The organism is Paracholeplasma brassicae, from assembly GCF_000967915.1.
Taxonomy (GTDB): Bacteria; Bacillota_I; Bacilli_A; order Acholeplasmatales; family UBA5453; genus Paracholeplasma; species Paracholeplasma brassicae.
Window position 1 is genome coordinate 1,826,323 of record NC_022549.1, and the last position, 16,813, is coordinate 1,843,135.

Here is a 16,813-nt window from a genome sequence, read left to right on the forward strand (position 1 = left end):
TTTTTTCATTAGATGACTCACCTTATTTAGAAATATTTGGTCTAGTTAGCTGTACCAAGGGACTTTCTTTGATTATTTTATCAAAATAGACTATCCTAAATGTAGGAGTTGATAACATGAAAACAATTGTAGCACCAGACTACATGCCTAAAGATAGACATAAGGCCATATTTGATATGTTTTATGGTTTAGAGGTAAATGAGACCATGAAATTGATTAACGACCATGACCCTAAACCGCTATACTATCAGTTCTTGTTTAAACACAAAGACTGTTTTTCTTGGCAATATTTGGTTGAAGGCCCAAATACGTTTGAAGTACTGATTACAAAAATCAAAGAGGTAGAAAAAAAGTAACCTTTTTAAAGGCTACCTAGTCAAGGACTAAGTTCATTTTCTTAGTCTTTTTTTCTTTTAATTTTGTTGATGTCTCTACCTTTTGCTAGTTCATCAATTACCTTATCTAAGTACCTGATTTCTTGATACATCGGGTCTTTTATTTCTTCAATTCTGACGCCACAAATGACACCTTTAATTAAATGTCTTGATTCATTTTTGTTTGGCGCTTGACTTATAAAGGCTTCAAGCGTTATGTCCGAATTTACTAATTGATCAATCGAGTCACTTTCATACCCATAGAGCCAAAAAAGAAGTTCATTGATCTTAGCTTTGTCTTGATTCTTACGCTCGACCTTTTTAACGTAGAGGTCATAGATCTTAGAAAAAGGCATGTTAAAGAGTTTTTCATTGTTGGTCATACATTCACCTCATTTACTGTGATGAAATCAAGCGCTAGCGTATCTTTGATTGCTTTTCTCATTAGTTCTTCTAAGACATCAAGTGACACGTCTTCTGTTTTCTTAATGTAAAGGCAACCTTTACCTGTTTGGTATTTCCCAAGTAGATTCAAATCCTCATATTGATTAATATCATAAGACATGTAGATAGTGATTGCTTGTTTTCGACTAGAAATACCTACAAGAGGCATAACCCCCGATCGTCCTGTTTTATATTTGTATGTCAAATGTCCAAAGTATAGGATTGTTCCTACTAAGGTTGGATCATAGCCCGTAATCTGATGTGTTAATTCCATGAGTACTACCATGTCTTGTTTTCTTTTTGGATCTAACGTATTAAGGTAGCCTAATACATCATCGTTTAGTTTCATTTTGACGGCCTCTTTTCTAAGTTTTTTGATTTAATCCCTTGATTTAATAAGTGCTTCATCTCTTCTATACGTCTTTTTCGAGTCTCTTCTAAAGCAGCTTCGAATACGTATCTAGCCCACGCTTTTTGATACCCAGGGGCAAGCGAATCAAAGAAATTAAGGCTTAGAGAGTCCTTAAGTAGCGTTCTAACCTCACTGATTTTTTTCGAATAATCAACGTTGTCTTTCTTAGCTTTTATTCGCTCTTTTCTTGTTTTATCTTTCTTGAGACCAAACAATGTCTGATTGATATCGTAAGCGCGCATTTGATTAAATCTTAAATCAGTTTCGTTGACATAGCCTGAGTCTTCATTGACCATTAGATAGGGGAAAATGTGGTCTCTATGAATGCCTTTTAAATAGATTTTGTTGTTTAGTTTGGGATATATTAGATACAACATACCATCTTCATGTAAGCATTTATTTGCATATAAAATTGCCTGTTTCATTTGACTCAACTCGCCTACAAAACCAACGACAACTTGATAGAATCTCTTTTCTTCAATGATACTATCATCTTTATTAAAATCAATGATGATATGTGTTTTATCCTTTATTAGTTTATCTATCATATGAATTTCCTCCTATTAAGGTTAGTATACACGATAAAATTAAAAAAGTGCAATTAAGCACTTCTATTAAAAAACTTTTGTTACGCTTCGCACGCCTGTTGACACAACTTAGATTGATTGAACTTTTGAGCAGCGTTTGTTGCATGTTGATAGTAAAGCGATTTGATTCCATTTTCCCAAGCGTAGATATAGAGCTGATTAATCTCTTTTGCTGAGGTGTTTTGACTAATCATTAGATTTAATGATTGCCCTTGATCGATGTAATGTTGTCTCGACGCAGCTTGATCGATAATGACGTAAGGATCTATCTCAGCGAACGTTTTAAAAACGTCTTTTTCTTGGTCTGTTAGGCACGTCAAATGTTGAACAGACCCGTCATGGTCTCTAATGGATTGCCAAATTTCTTTCGTGTCCATGTCTCTTTGTTTCAACAATTCTTTTAGCTTCTGATTGTGAATGGTCACCTTGACTTTATCAATATCCTTAACATAACAATTAGACCAAATCGGTTCAATGCTTTGTGATACCTGTCCTAAGATAAATGAAGAAGAGGTTGTAGGTGCCACGGCATTAAGTGTCGCGTTTCGACGTCTGTAACCTTTGGTCACGGGCGCTTCTTCAAACAAAGTCGCTAATTCGATTGAGGCTTGATAAGCGCGTTCTTTGATGAATCTAAATATTTCAACGTTCAACTTGTTTGCTTCTAGTGATTCAAATGAAATCATTTTAGATTGTAGATACGAATGCCAACCCAGGACACCAAGACCAAGCGCGCGGTTATCTTTGGCAAATTGGTAAGCTCTTCTCATGTAAAAAAAGGCTTCTTGATCTTCTTTTAACCTTGAGTTCATCAGTTTCTCTAGTTTAGTGATGAAATCCGTCATCACAGCATCTAAAAAGTAGGTAAGTGTTTCTACCGCATCGGTTGTTTTCCATTCGTCGTAATATAGTAAGTTCATTGAGCTTAAATCACAAACGAATGACCAATCACTATTATCGGGCAGCATGATTTCTGTGCACAAATTGCTGTGTGTGATTTGTAACTGTTTATCTTTATAACAATCCACTGTGTTGCGATTAACTGTATCAGTGAATAACAAATATGGATACCCCATTTCTGCTCTTCGTTGAATGATTTTTGCCCACAGTCGTCGTTTTTCAACGTCGCCGTCGATCATTTCTTTCATCCATCGGTCACTGACGGTTACCCCGTGTGTTAGGTTTTGGATTGGGTTACCTTCAGTCCCTATTTCTAAGAACTCATGGATGTCTTTGTGTTCAACCGGGAGGTATGGTGCGTAATGACCTCGTCTCGTTGATCCTTGAGACACCACATCAATCACACTTTGAAATAACTGCATGAAGTGTACGGATCCTGAGGAGACACCGTTGTCTTTGATTGGTGCACCTCGATGACGTAAGTCGCCGAAGAATCCTGAGGTGCCCCCGCCGTATTTACTCATCATTCCAGTTTCACCAACCGAATATAATATTTGACTCATATCATCTAACACTGTACCGCCAAAGCAACTAATTGGAAGGCCTCTTTCAAGACCAAAATTGGCCCATATAGGCGAAGATAAAGAGTAAAAACCCTTTGACATGTATTCATAGAACTTCGTTGAAAATCCTGGCATCCCCAATATCTCTTCTGCGTGTTTTGCGATGACCATCACTCGGTCTTCTGCCGTCTGTCCTTCGCTTAGATATCCTTTACTTAAAAATTGTCTACTTAAATCGTTTAACCATCTCATTTTACTCATCTCCTTTTAAAATAAATCATCTTCGGTAATACTTCTTGAACGTTTGTTGTAATTGATCGATCGTTTTACAAAGAAGTCGCCATGTTTGGTGGCAATCACTTCATCATCAAACCAATTGGTTTTACTAACCAAGGCTTCATCAATATCAAATAAGGTTGGTTCACCGATTTGAACGAGCGATTGGTTGAATCGGTTTTTGATGAACTCGATGACGACTTCTTTTGATAGAAACTCAAGTTCACCTTCTTCAAATATCCACTCAACAATCTCTTTTTCCGCTTCAAATGCAGAAAGACACGCTTCTTTATCCGGTAAGACATCGACTCATCAAACCAAGTTGGATTTTCTTGTTTAATGATATTTACGACATCAATTCCAAATAGCCCGTGTATTTGTTCTTCTTTCGATGTGGCTTCTATGACATTGGAAATACCTTTAAATCGATTTTGATACTTGTTAAAGGACATAATAATCAAGAACTGTGAAAACAGTGAGACATGTTCGATGAATAACGAAAAAAGTAATATTGATATGGTATAACTTTTTTCATCAAACTGCTTTGAGGTTTGATTCATATAATCTAGGTAATTTATTCGTTTGATCATGGCCGGTACCGAGCTAATGGTTTCAAAGGCATCATTTAATCCTAACAATTCTAGCAAATGCGAATACGCATCGTGATGCCTTACTTCACTTTCTGCAAACGTATAACCGACAGAGCCAATTTCAGGTTTTGGCAGATGTTTAAAAATATCGCCCCAAAACGTTTTTACAGAGACCTCGATTTGTGCGATTGCAAGCATGGATCTTCGAATCGCTTCTTGTTCAACGTTGTTCGCAAGTACTTTAAAATCTTGAATATCCGAGGTGTAATTAAACTCCGTGTGTATCCAATACGAATGCCTAATCGCATCGACGTATTCAACCAAATCTTTGTATTCGTATGGTTTCAAACTTAGTCTTGGTTTAAATATATTCTTTTCTCGGTTTATTTTTCGTTTTTCTCTGTACAAAATAAACGCTTTTGCCGTTTGCTTATACACTGAGCTCAATAAAACTTCCTCACAATAATCTTGAATCAGTTCAACACTTAAGACATCAGCGGTTTGTGTTCTTAGTTTTTCTTTAACCTTATTTGCCAACTCCCTCGCTTCAATTTGTTCAAATTCACCCGTTTGTTTTGCTGCAAGATAAATTGCCTGTGTAATTCTTTGATCGTCGAATGCGACCAAACTGCCATCTCTTTTTAATACCCATTCTAGTTTCATTAGCTTCTTCTCCTTACAATTATTATCCTCACATAAAGAAAAAAAGAGCTTTACGCGAGCATCATTCGCCTTGATATCCAGGCGTTACAAGGGATCGGACTTTACCGTTGCGCGACAGTGTTGGATTTTCACCAAACTTCACCTTGTATTTGACATTATATCACGTTACGTTATCCGTTCAAACGAATAAGCTTTCCATTTGTCTCTCATGACATAAAAAGAAAAAAGTGCAAAAATGCACGTTATTCTAATCGTTTAAGTTGATTTAATCCGTTGTTAAGTTAGAAGCACATAACGGTTTTTCCCATCTTTTTTGGCTTGATAGAGTTGTTGATCCGTTCGTTTCAGTAATTCCTCTAAAGAACTGACTTGATTTGGTTCATACAAATATGCCCCAACACTGGCAGAAATACTCAAATCCACGTCTTTTTTCAATCTAATGTTTAAATTAGTTAAAAGACGAGTAAGTGCATCCTTTGCTTGATCGCTTGTTTTGATGTCGTTGACAAAGATGAAAAACTCATCGCCCCCAAGTCTGATGCCATAAGCTTCCATAAATGAGTCTGAAAACTCATTAACGATATGGCCAATCTCTTTTAATACGTGGTTGCCTTGATGATGTCCATAGCGATCGTTAATGTCTTTAAAATGATCAAGGTCAATCATAATCGATAACCCACCCATCGACAGTATCTTTTGTTCAAGTTGATTTAAAAAGTGTGTGTTATAAAGGCCGGTCAAATTATCTTTAAACGCCATTTGTTCAAGTTCTAAATAATAAGAGAATAAATCCGCTAACTTTTCTAAAAGCTCAATTTCGTGTGCGTCAAAGGCACTTTTATCGTGATGTGCACAACATAAAGCACCAAAGCGGTCCCCATTTTTAAACGTGATTGGAATTCCTAAATAGGATTTCATGTTGCTGTTTTTAATTGTTTTTGATACGTTTGAGCCAAAGTCAACTAAATCGAAATCATTGATAACGAGTGGTTTTTTCTCCTCATAATTGATTCGGTGACAAATCGCTTCTTCAACTGGAATGGTTAGTCCTTCGTCTAGTTTAACTAGCGTGTCGTGCTTTGAGACTTTCATGGTGACTTGTACGTCATCGTTAAGAAAATTGATGTAGATGATTTTATCAGGCATAATCTCTTTTGCAAGTTTTAATACGCCATCGCTTAGTACTTGAAAATTATTATAGGCCAATATGGTTTTTTCATTTAATTTCATCAGATACACCTCTTCTTGATTCTTTACTTATTTTACCATAGAAAGCTGTCATCTAAAAAATAAAATCAAACCTATCTAATCAATCACATAAAAGAACCGAACACTGTCAAAGATGAAATAAAAGAAGCCTTGATATGTTAAAATATAACCATCAAAGAATAGAAAGAAGTGATTTTATGAAAATCGGTTTTATTGGGTGTGGCAATATGGGCGAGGCAATTCTAAAAGGTTTATTAGAATCAAACGTTGTTGATGCTTCGCAAATCTTTGTTCACACAAAAACAGAACAACGTCGTGAAGCGTTAAAGAAACGTTATCAAATAAACATAGAAAATTCCAACCACTTAGTCGCAGCACAAGCAGACATCCTCTTTTTAGCTACGAAACCCGACCGATACGAACAAGTCATTCAAGAAATCAAAGACGTTTTAGACCAATCAAAAACGGTGATTTCAATTACGCCTTCTTTTACACTAAAGACGCTTGGCGCCTTAGTTGATCATAAAACAAACGTCATAAGAACCATCCCAAATACACCTTCTTTAGTCGGTCTAGGTATGACTGGTATTAGTCACGAAGAAACGGTGGATAAAAAGACGTTAAATCTTATTATAGAGCTCTTTAGTAGTTTTGGTGAGGTAATGATTGTGAGCGAAGATAAACTTCCAATACTAAGCAGTTTAAGTGGTTCATCGCCTGCATTTAGCTACCTATTTATGAAAGCTTTTGTTGATTATGGACTCGCCAATGGATTTACATTAGAAGAGTCCGTTAAGCTCATTTCGACTTCTGTGGTTGGGGCAAGTCAGATGGTCAGCACACAGAACTTTCCAATCGAGACACTCATCAATAACGTTTGTTCAAAGGGTGGATCTACCATTGAAGGCGTTAATTCACTACAAGAAAACCACTTAGAGAACCTCGTTAAAGAAGCGCTTGATAAAACAACCAAACGGTTTCTTGAGATGATGAAAGAAAAAAACTAGTCAAAATACTAGTTTTTTCATTCGTATTCAAGTTCTATGTTGTTTATAACAGCCCACTCAACAAGCTTTTTTATAAAGGCTTGTTTTTTATAGTCGTACCAATCATTAACAATTAAGTGCCTTTGGATAAAGACTTTAAATTCACTAAATGCGCCCTTATGATAAAGCTTTTGAAGTAGTACTTCACTTAATCCAGAAGGAAGCGTGTAAGCAAAATCTACCATAATCTGCAGCTCGTTCAGTATATATGCAGTTGGTAGTTTTAGATAAGGGAGATTCGCTGTATAAGATATCTTTTATGAACTAATATCCTTATTTCTCTTAACTTTGTGGTGCAAGACGAAAATAATTATTATGAAATTAAGATTGACTGAGCTAGTTTAATTGATTATTCTGATGTTTGGGAAAATGAAAGTTACAAAATTAAAAAGTAATCTTTAGCAATGAACTTAGCGTTCTAATGTATCCTCAAAACCTTTTGAGCTCCCAAGGCGTCATTTGATACTTTAACTGAATTTATGAAGATTATAGTCAAGTTTGAATATTACTTGTTGCGGTACACTTTTGGATGTTTTCTTCATTTTTTAAGAGAAAAAGTCTGTCAATTAGTAACTTCTTCTTTTTCTTATATTTTAAATTTAAAGTGTTATAATATTGAGGTTCAATTTGCCTCAAATAAAACATATGTCCGATAATTTGTTCGGCAGTTTCCGATGAGTTCGACTTCTTGTTAAATTTATGATAAATCATATTCTTAATTTCTCTTTTCTTTTTGTTACTTAAACTAATTCGATTCCCTGAAATTTTCAAACCTGTTATTTCTATCTCATCTACAAATGATGAAAAATATGTCTTAGTGTTATTAACAAAAAGTCCTAATTTAGAGAGTTCATCAGCAATTATTTTAGTTATATTTTCATTCAAAAATTCACTTGATGATATCGTTATGTCGTCAGAATACCTTGTATACACTCCATTAGGAATGTTTTTAACGACTCCTTGAAGAAACTCATCAAAACTCTTTAAATATATATTTGAAATAATTGGTGACGTAACTGCCCCCTGAACAAATCTATTTTTATATGTGCAAATACTCAAAATATCTTCAACATCGTATGGACTTAAAAATGGCAATTCTTTTAGTAAGATTTCAGAAAATAAATTTCTTTTAATATTATCAAAAAAGTTCGATATATCTGTAAATAAAAAATGCTTATTTTTTATATGTGGTCGTGCATTATCTATAATTGATTTACTTTTGATATACGCTGTGGCATTTGATGATAATTGAATTTTTGAGAAATATTTTTCTGAAATATAATGCTGCAGCATTTTTATGTCTGAAGATGGTAAATAGACCTCTCTTGTTCCACCTTTTCTTTTGGGTATCGCTATTTTCTTGTAGAATTGATTTGATTTATTAACATAAATACTTACTCTTTTCATATCCATATTAAATGTATCTGAAATATCTTCTCGAACTATTCCCATATAATGTATCCATCTTTCTTAGCTTTATTCAATATTTCCGCTTTCATTTTTATTGCATTTCTAGTTCTTAAAAATGATTCTTTAAACAACACACTGGAGAACTCTTTTACTTTGACTCCATTTTGTCTTAGAAAGCTTAAATTTAATGTGCAATTATCTTTGACTTCCTTAATTAATTTAAACTTCAATAACACGGTAATTAAAAAATCGATTATATTTCTAACTTCATTTTGATTAGATATTGTGTTTTCAGCGCTCGTTCTTAGAATAATAGTTTCTACTTCAAATATATTTAGGATCAGGGTATAGGTATTTTTCTTTTTTATAGTTCCAAAGATTTTAATTATATCGACAATTAACCACATTAGGTAACTTATGTCAAGAATCTCAATAGTCTTTGAAGCTGTAACATTAAAAGTAGCTGATTTGAATGTCTTTTTGGGTTGAATATTATCTATTTCATCTGATAATTCTGAGGAAATAACTAAAGTGTTTCTTGGTTTATTATCGATAAATTTTTCAAAAAAAACTCTTTTTTTCTTTTCGCTATGTTTTTCTATTTTTCGTAACGGTCCATCGTTAATAAACGATTGGGAATCCTTGTGTTTTATATCGTTTATCACTAAAAGTTTGTCTATGTTACTGTTCACATACGAAAAAGCGCCTAATTCACAAGCAGAACCCCAACTTTCGAGTATAATAATCACTGCTGTGCTTATTTCAAGTAGTATTTCTTCGAATGTCAATAAATCTATGTCCTTCAAAAATGAAAATAAGTCCTCTGAATATAGCGAACTCCTTTTTTTTGACTTGTTTATATGCTGTACGAGCATACTCCTATTATCTTTTTCGTATTTTTCTCCTCCACATAAAAAAATAAAATCATAGTAGTTTCCTAGACTGGTATGATTGCTTTTTATTTCATTTTTATTATTCAATATCGCTTTAACAATTCTAGTTTCATTAGTTGATAGCATGATTTCCCTCCATAAAGGAGAGCCCTACTTAAAAAGTTAGTGCGAAATGTTGAAATTGGCATTCTTGAAACTGTCTGCAGTTTTAAGAATGACAGTTTTAATAGTTCGCACGCCGTGTTACTAACGTAATTCGCAAAGTTTGATCTACACAAACCAAGGTGCCGATTCCAGCATCTAATTACTAGGGCTCAATATAATTCTATCACATTATTTATTTTTGTTCAATTAAACTTAATCGTTTACTTAATTATTATCTGTTCAATGAATTCAAAAATAATCTATAATCAACTAAGTTGTTTTACATATCTTGCTAATAACAACAGAAAGCAATCCTAAACACAAGTGTTATCATTTGTCATTTTTTCTTTAGAAGAGTATCTTTTTATCAGTATCAATCGATTTGTTATTTTTGTTTGTTCATGTTATTTGCAATTTACGTACAAATCCTTCTGGATCTATATCACACAGTTTAATTACATAGACTTATTCTATTCTAAGCCACAACGCAGGGCGAACGCCCCCTTCATTGGATTTTGTTATCGGATGTATCGTGTTATAGCTTTTTTTGGATGCCTTGTTACCTTGAATTCCAATATTGCCGTCCCCATGAATATAAACAGCACTTGTGTTTAATCTACCGTTAGTTCTTACCCAATACCACCAAGTACGTCCTAAGTAGGTTGATTTTCTTAATTCATTGTTTATGTCTTTTCTTTCAAACCAATAGCGTTGGTTTCTACCTTTATTATCTAAAAGGTGTCGACTATCGTTGAAGTAAGGGCCAACCATTTCTTCTAATGATAGAATAAATAGGTTGTCTAACGTTTTATTCTCCTCTTCAAGAAAATACCACCGGTTACCGTTGTTATTGTTTAGTGTAGGGATGATTTTTCTTTTCTCATCAATCGAAAATGTTTCATAAAAATCCGTATTTAAATAGTATCTTAACGATGAAGTCTCCCATGAAACTGCTTCATGTTTAAGGTGGTAAGGCATTTGCATAATGATTTCTTTTGTGATTATTAGTGCTTTACCTTCCTCGATGTCTAGTACTTTCCATTCATAGTTACCGAATTTGATGACGTCACCTATGTTCATGTATGTGATCCTTTCATTTTTAAATGTATCAATATTTTTCATTCTCATGGTTTGCAACCGTATGACATTGTTAAAATAAACGTCTAATATAACCTAATTGTATCACTTAAATAAAAAGAAAACCACACAAAGATTAAAATGTAAAATGTACCCTATAGAACGGAAACTTTGAAAAAAGACCTTCTATAGGGTACATTTTAAATAGGGATAAGCCTTTTTCGATAGTTCTATCTTATATTAATGACCTTGCTTGACGCTTAAAAAACAATGTAAGCACTGATTGCGATTACGCTTAATAAAATACTCAATAAATCCTCATACTTAAACTTAAAACCTAATTTACTTGATGATCGAATGCGTGTAAATACATGACGTTTCTTTTTCAAAAGAAACGTCATCCAAATGATGCCTAACCCAAGCCCCAAATTGATGAGTCCATAACCTAATACTGTTTGAGGTGTAACTACATTTTTGATTGCACTTAACAACGACAATGGGAACACCACATAATTCGAAACCCATAATGAAATCAAGTTAAATAAGAAGTGGAGTATAATCACCAGTTTGATACTTTGAGTTCGAATGATTACCACACTAAAATAACTAGAAAGAATCAATGCCGTAAAGATGGATATTGGATTGCTATGAGAAAACATAAACACAAGTGTCGAAATACAAACAAATTTAAACTTATCATCTCTGTAAGTGTCAAAATATAACCCACGGTAAGTGATTTCCTCAATTATCGCTGGGATAATAGCAACTAATAATACAATGATGAAGAAGCTTTGAGCGTTAGGGTGCTGTATATCGACTGCTAGATTACTAGACCCATTGAAATAATAGAGACCTAGCATCAAGGATTCACTCAATAATTTGACCACCAAATAGACGGGGACTACCCATAAAATATACTTTAATGATTGCTTATTAATTAATGGTTTGTTCGGTATCTCATATATTTGACTTTTTTCTATCGAATGGTTTCTTGTTATTCTAACCCACTTGACTAATACATATAACGGCAATCCAAATGCAAAGATTTGACCAATGAATGTTACGGTAAAGAAGGATAAGTCGCTATTTGGATTTGTCGTATCTAGGTAAAAAGGAATCACCCATTTTGACATTATAATGGATACTATTAAATAGACAACTAAACCGATGATTTTGATTTTGGGTTCTCGAGTAATTATCATTGTAGATACGCCTTCTTTCGATTAAATCGGATTAAAGTTACTGCTGTAATCGACATTATCATGGTGGACGTTAATATAATTATGGATAGCGTGTATGAAGCCCAATAAATTGGAGCAAGAATGAATACATTATTTAGACTCGGAACAAGTACTTGATAGGATGGTTTTAACAAGAACTCTATGATTAAGCTGAATAAGTAAGTGATTGTGGTATATATCACAATGATTTTCATCATGACATACAATAGTTCTAACGTGTAGATTAAAATAATTTGTTTAAAACTGTACCCCATCAATATTAACATCCTTAAAAAATGTCTTTGTGCAATCAGTTTCGCTAGCGTATGGCTAATTATACTTAATAATGAGATTAACACTATGGCGATAATGACAATACTTAAGAGGATAATCACAATACTCATTTGATCGACCATTTTTTGAGTTTCTTGTAGTATAGAAGAAAGCGTGTTGTCTACTTGTCCATCGATCCACTCATACACATTAATAACACGTTTAATGTACTTTACATCGATAATCGCTCGTTCGTTATAGGTTGTTTCATCAGTGACTAATAACCTCATCTCTTGAATGATATCGTCACTATATAAGAACGGACTATTATACCCATATACTAAAATGTCGTTTTGAAAATCAACCAAATTATAGGACATTAAGAACGTTGGAACTGTACCCAATTGATAGGTATATACCCCGATGATTTCAATTTGCGTGATGTCAACAGCACCCATTGATAATGTAAAAGTCTTCCCTAGGATTGAGGAAACCTGTTCATACCCAATACTAATTGCAAAATTTTCATCGACAAGTGCTTTTTTGGTATCTAATGACTCAAAGTCTCTGCCGCTAATGATTGGACTATTCATAACATTGGATGTTAAATTTGACCGTTCTTTTTTTGTGAATGAATGATAATCTACATCAATCCCATTAATATAGATCCCTGCTTGAATATCATATCCGTCGATACCGATAGAATAAGGTTCACCAAGTAGTTGGGTTTGATGTACTATTTGATCAATATCTGGATGAATATTCATAGACACTAATAACTGTCTATCAATCTCTGACGGGACTGTGTTGCCAAAGTCATCTTTTTTGGTATTGAATATACGAATTTCTTTCGCATCCAAATTATCTTCACTGATTTGGGAAAATATTTGGTTAGTCGCGATGCTAATTGATATAAGCAATAAAACCATGATTGATGATAGAATCATCCCAATGCTAAAGTTACGAGTGGATTTTTTATAACGTTGGTTGATTTTTTTGGAAATCCAGAGCATTTTCTTCATAATCGACTCAACTCACTTATGTAATAGCTATCAATTGTTGTTGTCACAAATCGTTTATAAACGCCTCTAAACAGGAAGCCGTATACCACTGTAATCAGTAAGAATGAACTGAACACGCTTATTGAATTTAAGGATAGCATCTCATATCCCAAATCACCAAATAAAATTGACATATCAACCCAGTGATTAACCCACTTTAATAATGTACTAGCGCTAAACACGGCTAACACGAAAGATAGATATCCTGCCATGTATGATTTAAAAATCAAAAAGAATGTGCGTTGCGTATTTGAGATACCCAACAGTTTTAACATGGTATAAAAGGGCATGTCGTCAATATAATTCGCATGAATTGAGGTATACATTAAACCACTGATGGCGATCAATAAGATAAAGCTAACAACGCCTGTGATGATTAATACGATTTGAGCATAAGACGCCATGTTAAGTATCGTATCGACAGACTCATGCATATCAACATCGATGGCAGATGCGTGACGTTTCGCCTCTATTAAATCTTGGATTGTATGATATTGAATGGTGATATAATTCATGTCGTCTTTAATGTCAACATCATTAACAAAAATCGATAATGGTGTGAATTGTCTGATACGTTGTGTATAATCTTCATTTAAAATTAGTTGAATCGGATAGTGCTTAATCTCAGTTTTGTTGGTAATTGTCAATTTTTTTTGACTTAAATCCATTATTGACACAGACATTTGATGACTGATTAGCAATGCCATATCATAACTAATTACTACATAAGGACTAGTAGATTGAGTTTTATCAACCAAGCTATAAAACTTTTCGTTTTCTTCTGCATCTAGCATAAAGGTAGTATTATCAAAAACACCGATCGTATGGATATCATCAGGTAAATCTATCTCTAAACCATCTTGTGCTTCAAAAGCAGTGCTATAAATGATCCGTTTTTCTTCAGACGAAGATAGTTTCAAATCAAAAAGGATGGACGCTAGAGCGTCATTTGACCCCTCGAAGGTAATGGATTGATAATAACGATGATGCCACAAAAAATCATTCGTATACGAAACCATATTTAAACCGAAAGAAAAAATCGCTAATCCAAACGAAAATAGAATCATCATGGTAATCATTTGAAACACCAGAAAAGGGGCGTTACGAAAAAGTTTTCTTAGCATAAGTTTTGCATAATATTGTCTTCTCATGTTATTGAACTGTCCCGTCTTTTAGGAACAAAACTTTGGATAAACCGATCGTATCTTCATTTTTATGTGTGATTAAAACGATGGTTTTCCCCTGTTTATTCAGGTTTCTAAGTAGATTCATAATTTCGTGACTATTCTTTGAATCCAAGTTCCCTGTCGGTTCATCAGCGAAAAGCACTTTCGCATCTGTCACAATCGCCCTTGCGATTGCTACCCTTTGTTTCTCACCACCTGAAAGTTGGTATGCTTTGTGGTGTTTTCTATGTGCTAGTCCAACTAAGTCTAACGCTTCATTGACTTTAGATTCAATTTCTTTTAATGACCATTCTTTTTGTGGCATCAACGGTATACTGACATTTTCAAATGCTGTGAACTTAGGCTCTAAATAGTAATCTTGAAAAATAAACCCGATGTTTCGATTACGAAATTGTGATGTGTGATTCATCGCTAGATGGTAGATTTCTTTATCGTCATAGGTAACACTACCTTCACTGGGCTTTAATAACCCACTGATCACATTTAACAGGGTTGTTTTCCCACTACCAGAATGGCCGATAATTCCGATGAAATCGCCATCATTTATCGAAAAAGAAACATTATTCAATGCCTTTACTTCATTGCTTAAACCAAGATTATATTTATGACTGACCCGTTCAATTTTTATCATGATTTCCCTCAATTTTCTGATTCACAAACATTAGTACGTCTTTGATATTCATCACTGACATCTCGATACCTGGAACAATCACCGTGTTTTGATAAACAACTTCAGTTGTCGTCGATTTAAATGTAATGAGCGGTCGAAGATGATAAATAGCATAGGGATTATCAGCATATTGTGTCAGCGAAATGGTTGTCAATACGGTATCATCCGCATTAATATTTAGTGTTATTTGTTTTGGCGTATAGAGCTCATGATTGCTTATGATTGTGACGGATTGTGTTTCATTTGAAATGTTTTTAATACTTAAGTCATACCCATCAACCATCGACATCCCGTATGATAACTCTAAATGCCTTGGTATTTCAGCAGTTCTTTCTACCTGTTGAACTGTATAGTTACCAATCGGATAATCCTCGTAGTTTGATCCTTGATAGAAGCGTATACTATCGATGATCTTTACTTGATTAACCATATCAATTTGAACTACTAACTTGTGTTCTACAAAATGTTTATTCTCACGTATCACTTCTGAATCAATCAAGGTGGTCGAAAGTGGCTCTTGTTGATTCGTAAACAAGACTACACTTCTATTCTTAAGTGGATCTTCGGCTGTTTGAACATTAAAATAGTAGATTTCAATGGTAGGTGTTTCATCAATGAAAACAGAATATCCAAATTGCTCTCTAAAGTAAATTCCTTGGGTCCATGGGTTTTTATCGTTTTGTAACAAAGCAATACCTGTAATAATCAAAGCGAGAATACTGATTGTAATAATCGATGTAAATACTATTTTTGATTTCATAGCTTTCTCCGTTCAAATAAAGTGAGTTAAGAGGGGGGGTAATCATCCCCCTCTTAACACTGATTAATTTAAGATTGTACAAATAAGAATGTGACGCCATCAAATTCATAAACATATTCTGTCGATTGCCCAATATAGCCGTCATCATGCCAACCAAGAACCCAATTTTTTAGATAATACTGCTGTTGTGTCTTATCAACTGTTAAACGCGTATTACGGACACGTTTGTCGTACGTGTATAAGACAATCATTGATTTTGGCGGAATATTCAATGTGGCAGAATAGGTTTGTGACACTTCTGCGGAAAATGTATAGCCCGCTTCTAATTCAAATACTTTTATTTTTGTTTTCACTTTCGCACTGATTTGATGCCCAACACGTGCTGTATAACTATAACCAACACTCTGATTTACAGAGGTTGCGTTGTCTCCTGAAGTAATATATTTTTTGTTGACTTCAGTCATTACAGTTGAGTCACTACGTTTGATGACCACATTCTTGTCTCTCCATTTTTGAACCATCAACAACCATTGATAGTTGTCAAAATATGTTTCTGACCCTACTTCTGCAGGCACATTTCCATATACTTCTGTGCTATTAATCAGGGTTCCAAAAGAAACCAATGTGAATAACATCACAAGCGTAAAAAAGAACTTCTTGTAAATATCAAAAAAACGTTTCATTTTTTAATCTCCCTTATGTCATTTTTGATAATTCATTTAAAGATTCATCCTCGTCAGACTACCCTTAATTTGGACATATCCATCACCCCAATCATTTAACTAATGTTGTAAAAATCATCGTCATACACACGTCCATAGTTGATAATGTTAACTATAGCTCATATGCCTCTATTATTTATTATCTAATTGTGTGGCTATTGCTCCTCGTATAATATGTAGTTCGCGTCTTCTGTGATCGTTGGATGCACATAAACTAATTATTTCTCTTTTCCAACAACGAATAAGCAGCTCCTAATGCGAGTGTGCATATTACTTTTTGTAAATATGTCTTACATACTCACATTATCTCTTTAATTGAAACAAATTGGTAG

18 protein-coding genes and 1 riboswitch are annotated in these 16,813 nt (G+C 34.0%); of the genes, 2 read left to right on the top strand and 16 right to left on the bottom strand.

Annotated features, from left to right (window positions below):
* Positions 1-116 precede the first annotated feature (116 nt).
* Positions 117-356 (top strand): DUF2249 domain-containing protein, encoded by a 240-nt coding sequence (locus BN853_RS08495; protein ID WP_030005530.1) that lies wholly within the window; start codon positions 117-119, stop codon positions 354-356.
* A 41-nt stretch (positions 357-397) separates the two neighbouring features.
* On the opposite strand, the gene BN853_RS08500 is transcribed toward BN853_RS08495, so the two are convergent.
* From BN853_RS08500 to BN853_RS08525, 6 genes are all read right to left on the bottom strand, one after another.
* Entirely contained in the window at positions 398-757 is a 360-nt protein-coding gene (locus tag BN853_RS08500; RefSeq protein ID WP_030005531.1) for a DUF2200 family protein, read from the bottom strand.
* A complete protein-coding gene (locus BN853_RS08505) occupies positions 754-1,167 on the bottom strand; it encodes a DUF1801 domain-containing protein (RefSeq protein ID WP_030005532.1) in 414 nt (137 codons plus the stop codon). Before BN853_RS08505 ends, BN853_RS08500 begins: the two co-directional genes overlap by 4 nt.
* Positions 1,164-1,778 carry a YdeI/OmpD-associated family protein gene (locus tag BN853_RS08510; protein WP_030005533.1) on the bottom strand — a complete coding sequence of 205 codons (615 nt, stop codon included), beginning with the start codon at positions 1,776-1,778 and terminating at the stop codon, positions 1,164-1,166. Before BN853_RS08510 ends, BN853_RS08505 begins: the two co-directional genes overlap by 4 nt.
* An 80-nt stretch (positions 1,779-1,858) precedes the next feature.
* Positions 1,859-3,532, bottom strand: a complete 1,674-nt coding sequence (locus BN853_RS08515; RefSeq protein WP_030005534.1) for a ribonucleoside-diphosphate reductase subunit alpha — start codon at positions 3,530-3,532, stop codon at positions 1,859-1,861.
* Positions 3,533-3,636: 104 nt separating this feature from the next.
* Complete coding sequence (locus BN853_RS08520) at positions 3,637-4,809, bottom strand: ribonucleotide-diphosphate reductase subunit beta (RefSeq protein ID WP_030005535.1); 1,173 nt, start codon at positions 4,807-4,809, stop codon at positions 3,637-3,639.
* An 81-nt stretch (positions 4,810-4,890) separates the two neighbouring features.
* Positions 4,891-4,965: riboswitch (adenosylcobalamin-variant (AdoCbl-variant) riboswitch) on the bottom strand.
* A 120-nt stretch (positions 4,966-5,085) separates the two neighbouring features.
* Positions 5,086-6,039: a sensor domain-containing diguanylate cyclase gene (locus BN853_RS08525; RefSeq protein ID WP_030005536.1), complete on the bottom strand. Its 954-nt coding sequence runs from the start codon at positions 6,037-6,039 to the stop codon at positions 5,086-5,088.
* A gap of 134 nt (positions 6,040-6,173) precedes the next feature.
* Between BN853_RS08525 and proC the strand changes: the two genes are divergently transcribed.
* Positions 6,174-7,025, top strand: a complete 852-nt coding sequence (gene proC, locus BN853_RS08530; RefSeq protein ID WP_052591400.1) for a pyrroline-5-carboxylate reductase — start codon at positions 6,174-6,176, stop codon at positions 7,023-7,025.
* A 17-nt stretch (positions 7,026-7,042) separates the two neighbouring features.
* On the opposite strand, the gene BN853_RS08535 is transcribed toward proC, so the two are convergent.
* The 10 genes from BN853_RS08535 to BN853_RS08580 form a co-directional block, all read right to left on the bottom strand.
* Entirely contained in the window at positions 7,043-7,249 is a 207-nt protein-coding gene (locus BN853_RS08535) for a hypothetical protein (RefSeq protein WP_030005538.1), read from the bottom strand.
* A 307-nt stretch (positions 7,250-7,556) separates the two neighbouring features.
* Entirely contained in the window at positions 7,557-8,516 is a 960-nt protein-coding gene (locus BN853_RS08540; RefSeq protein WP_030005539.1) for a retron St85 family RNA-directed DNA polymerase, read from the bottom strand.
* A complete protein-coding gene (locus BN853_RS08545; protein ID WP_030005540.1) occupies positions 8,507-9,493 on the bottom strand; it encodes a retron St85 family effector protein in 987 nt (328 codons plus the stop codon). The genes BN853_RS08540 and BN853_RS08545 overlap by 10 nt, the downstream gene beginning before the upstream one ends.
* Positions 9,494-9,976: 483 nt before the next feature.
* Positions 9,977-10,639, bottom strand: a complete 663-nt coding sequence (locus tag BN853_RS08550) for a DUF6273 domain-containing protein (protein ID WP_030005541.1) — start codon at positions 10,637-10,639, stop codon at positions 9,977-9,979.
* A 209-nt stretch (positions 10,640-10,848) separates the two neighbouring features.
* The gene (locus tag BN853_RS08555; RefSeq protein ID WP_030005542.1) at positions 10,849-11,790 is read right to left on the bottom strand and encodes a CPBP family intramembrane glutamic endopeptidase; all 942 of its coding nucleotides are present in this window, start codon (positions 11,788-11,790) and stop codon (positions 10,849-10,851) included.
* A complete protein-coding gene (locus BN853_RS08560; protein ID WP_030005543.1) occupies positions 11,787-13,103 on the bottom strand; it encodes a DUF214 domain-containing protein in 1,317 nt (438 codons plus the stop codon). Before BN853_RS08560 ends, BN853_RS08555 begins: the two co-directional genes overlap by 4 nt.
* Entirely contained in the window at positions 13,100-14,221 is a 1,122-nt protein-coding gene (locus tag BN853_RS08565; RefSeq protein ID WP_030005544.1) for a hypothetical protein, read from the bottom strand. The genes BN853_RS08560 and BN853_RS08565 overlap by 4 nt, the downstream gene beginning before the upstream one ends.
* 73 nt (positions 14,222-14,294) lie before the next feature.
* Positions 14,295-14,960: an ABC transporter ATP-binding protein gene (locus tag BN853_RS08570; protein ID WP_030005545.1), complete on the bottom strand. Its 666-nt coding sequence runs from the start codon at positions 14,958-14,960 to the stop codon at positions 14,295-14,297.
* Complete coding sequence (locus BN853_RS08575; RefSeq protein WP_030005546.1) at positions 14,947-15,759, bottom strand: hypothetical protein; 813 nt, start codon at positions 15,757-15,759, stop codon at positions 14,947-14,949. Before BN853_RS08575 ends, BN853_RS08570 begins: the two co-directional genes overlap by 14 nt.
* Before the next feature lie 68 nt (positions 15,760-15,827).
* Positions 15,828-16,442: a hypothetical protein gene (locus BN853_RS08580; protein ID WP_030005547.1), complete on the bottom strand. Its 615-nt coding sequence runs from the start codon at positions 16,440-16,442 to the stop codon at positions 15,828-15,830.
* Between the last annotated feature and the right edge of the window lie 371 nt (positions 16,443-16,813).

Coding starts and splice junctions, on each gene's coding strand:
- BN853_RS08570 (WP_030005545.1), bottom strand. CDS start 14,960: ATGATAAAAATTGAACGGGTCAGTCATAAATATAATCTTGGTTTAAGC.
- BN853_RS08580 (WP_030005547.1), bottom strand. CDS start 16,442: ATGAAACGTTTTTTTGATATTTACAAGAAGTTCTTTTTTACGCTTGTG.
- BN853_RS08510 (WP_030005533.1), bottom strand. CDS start 1,778: ATGATAGATAAACTAATAAAGGATAAAACACATATCATCATTGATTTT.
- BN853_RS08550 (WP_030005541.1), bottom strand. CDS start 10,639: ATGAGAATGAAAAATATTGATACATTTAAAAATGAAAGGATCACATAC.
- BN853_RS08495 (WP_030005530.1), top strand. CDS start 117: ATGAAAACAATTGTAGCACCAGACTACATGCCTAAAGATAGACATAAG.
- BN853_RS08505 (WP_030005532.1), bottom strand. CDS start 1,167: ATGAAACTAAACGATGATGTATTAGGCTACCTTAATACGTTAGATCCA.
- BN853_RS08560 (WP_030005543.1), bottom strand. CDS start 13,103: ATGAAGAAAATGCTCTGGATTTCCAAAAAAATCAACCAACGTTATAAA.
- BN853_RS08500 (WP_030005531.1), bottom strand. CDS start 757: ATGACCAACAATGAAAAACTCTTTAACATGCCTTTTTCTAAGATCTAT.
- BN853_RS08545 (WP_030005540.1), bottom strand. CDS start 9,493: ATGCTATCAACTAATGAAACTAGAATTGTTAAAGCGATATTGAATAAT.
- BN853_RS08575 (WP_030005546.1), bottom strand. CDS start 15,759: ATGAAATCAAAAATAGTATTTACATCGATTATTACAATCAGTATTCTC.
- BN853_RS08520 (WP_030005535.1), bottom strand. CDS start 4,809: ATGAAACTAGAATGGGTATTAAAAAGAGATGGCAGTTTGGTCGCATTC.
- BN853_RS08515 (WP_030005534.1), bottom strand. CDS start 3,532: ATGAGATGGTTAAACGATTTAAGTAGACAATTTTTAAGTAAAGGATAT.
- proC (WP_052591400.1), top strand. CDS start 6,174: ATGTTAAAATATAACCATCAAAGAATAGAAAGAAGTGATTTTATGAAA.
- BN853_RS08525 (WP_030005536.1), bottom strand. CDS start 6,039: ATGAAATTAAATGAAAAAACCATATTGGCCTATAATAATTTTCAAGTA.
- BN853_RS08565 (WP_030005544.1), bottom strand. CDS start 14,221: ATGATTACCATGATGATTCTATTTTCGTTTGGATTAGCGATTTTTTCT.
- BN853_RS08535 (WP_030005538.1), bottom strand. CDS start 7,249: ATGGTAGATTTTGCTTACACGCTTCCTTCTGGATTAAGTGAAGTACTA.
- BN853_RS08555 (WP_030005542.1), bottom strand. CDS start 11,790: ATGATAATTACTCGAGAACCCAAAATCAAAATCATCGGTTTAGTTGTC.
- BN853_RS08540 (WP_030005539.1), bottom strand. CDS start 8,516: ATGGGAATAGTTCGAGAAGATATTTCAGATACATTTAATATGGATATG.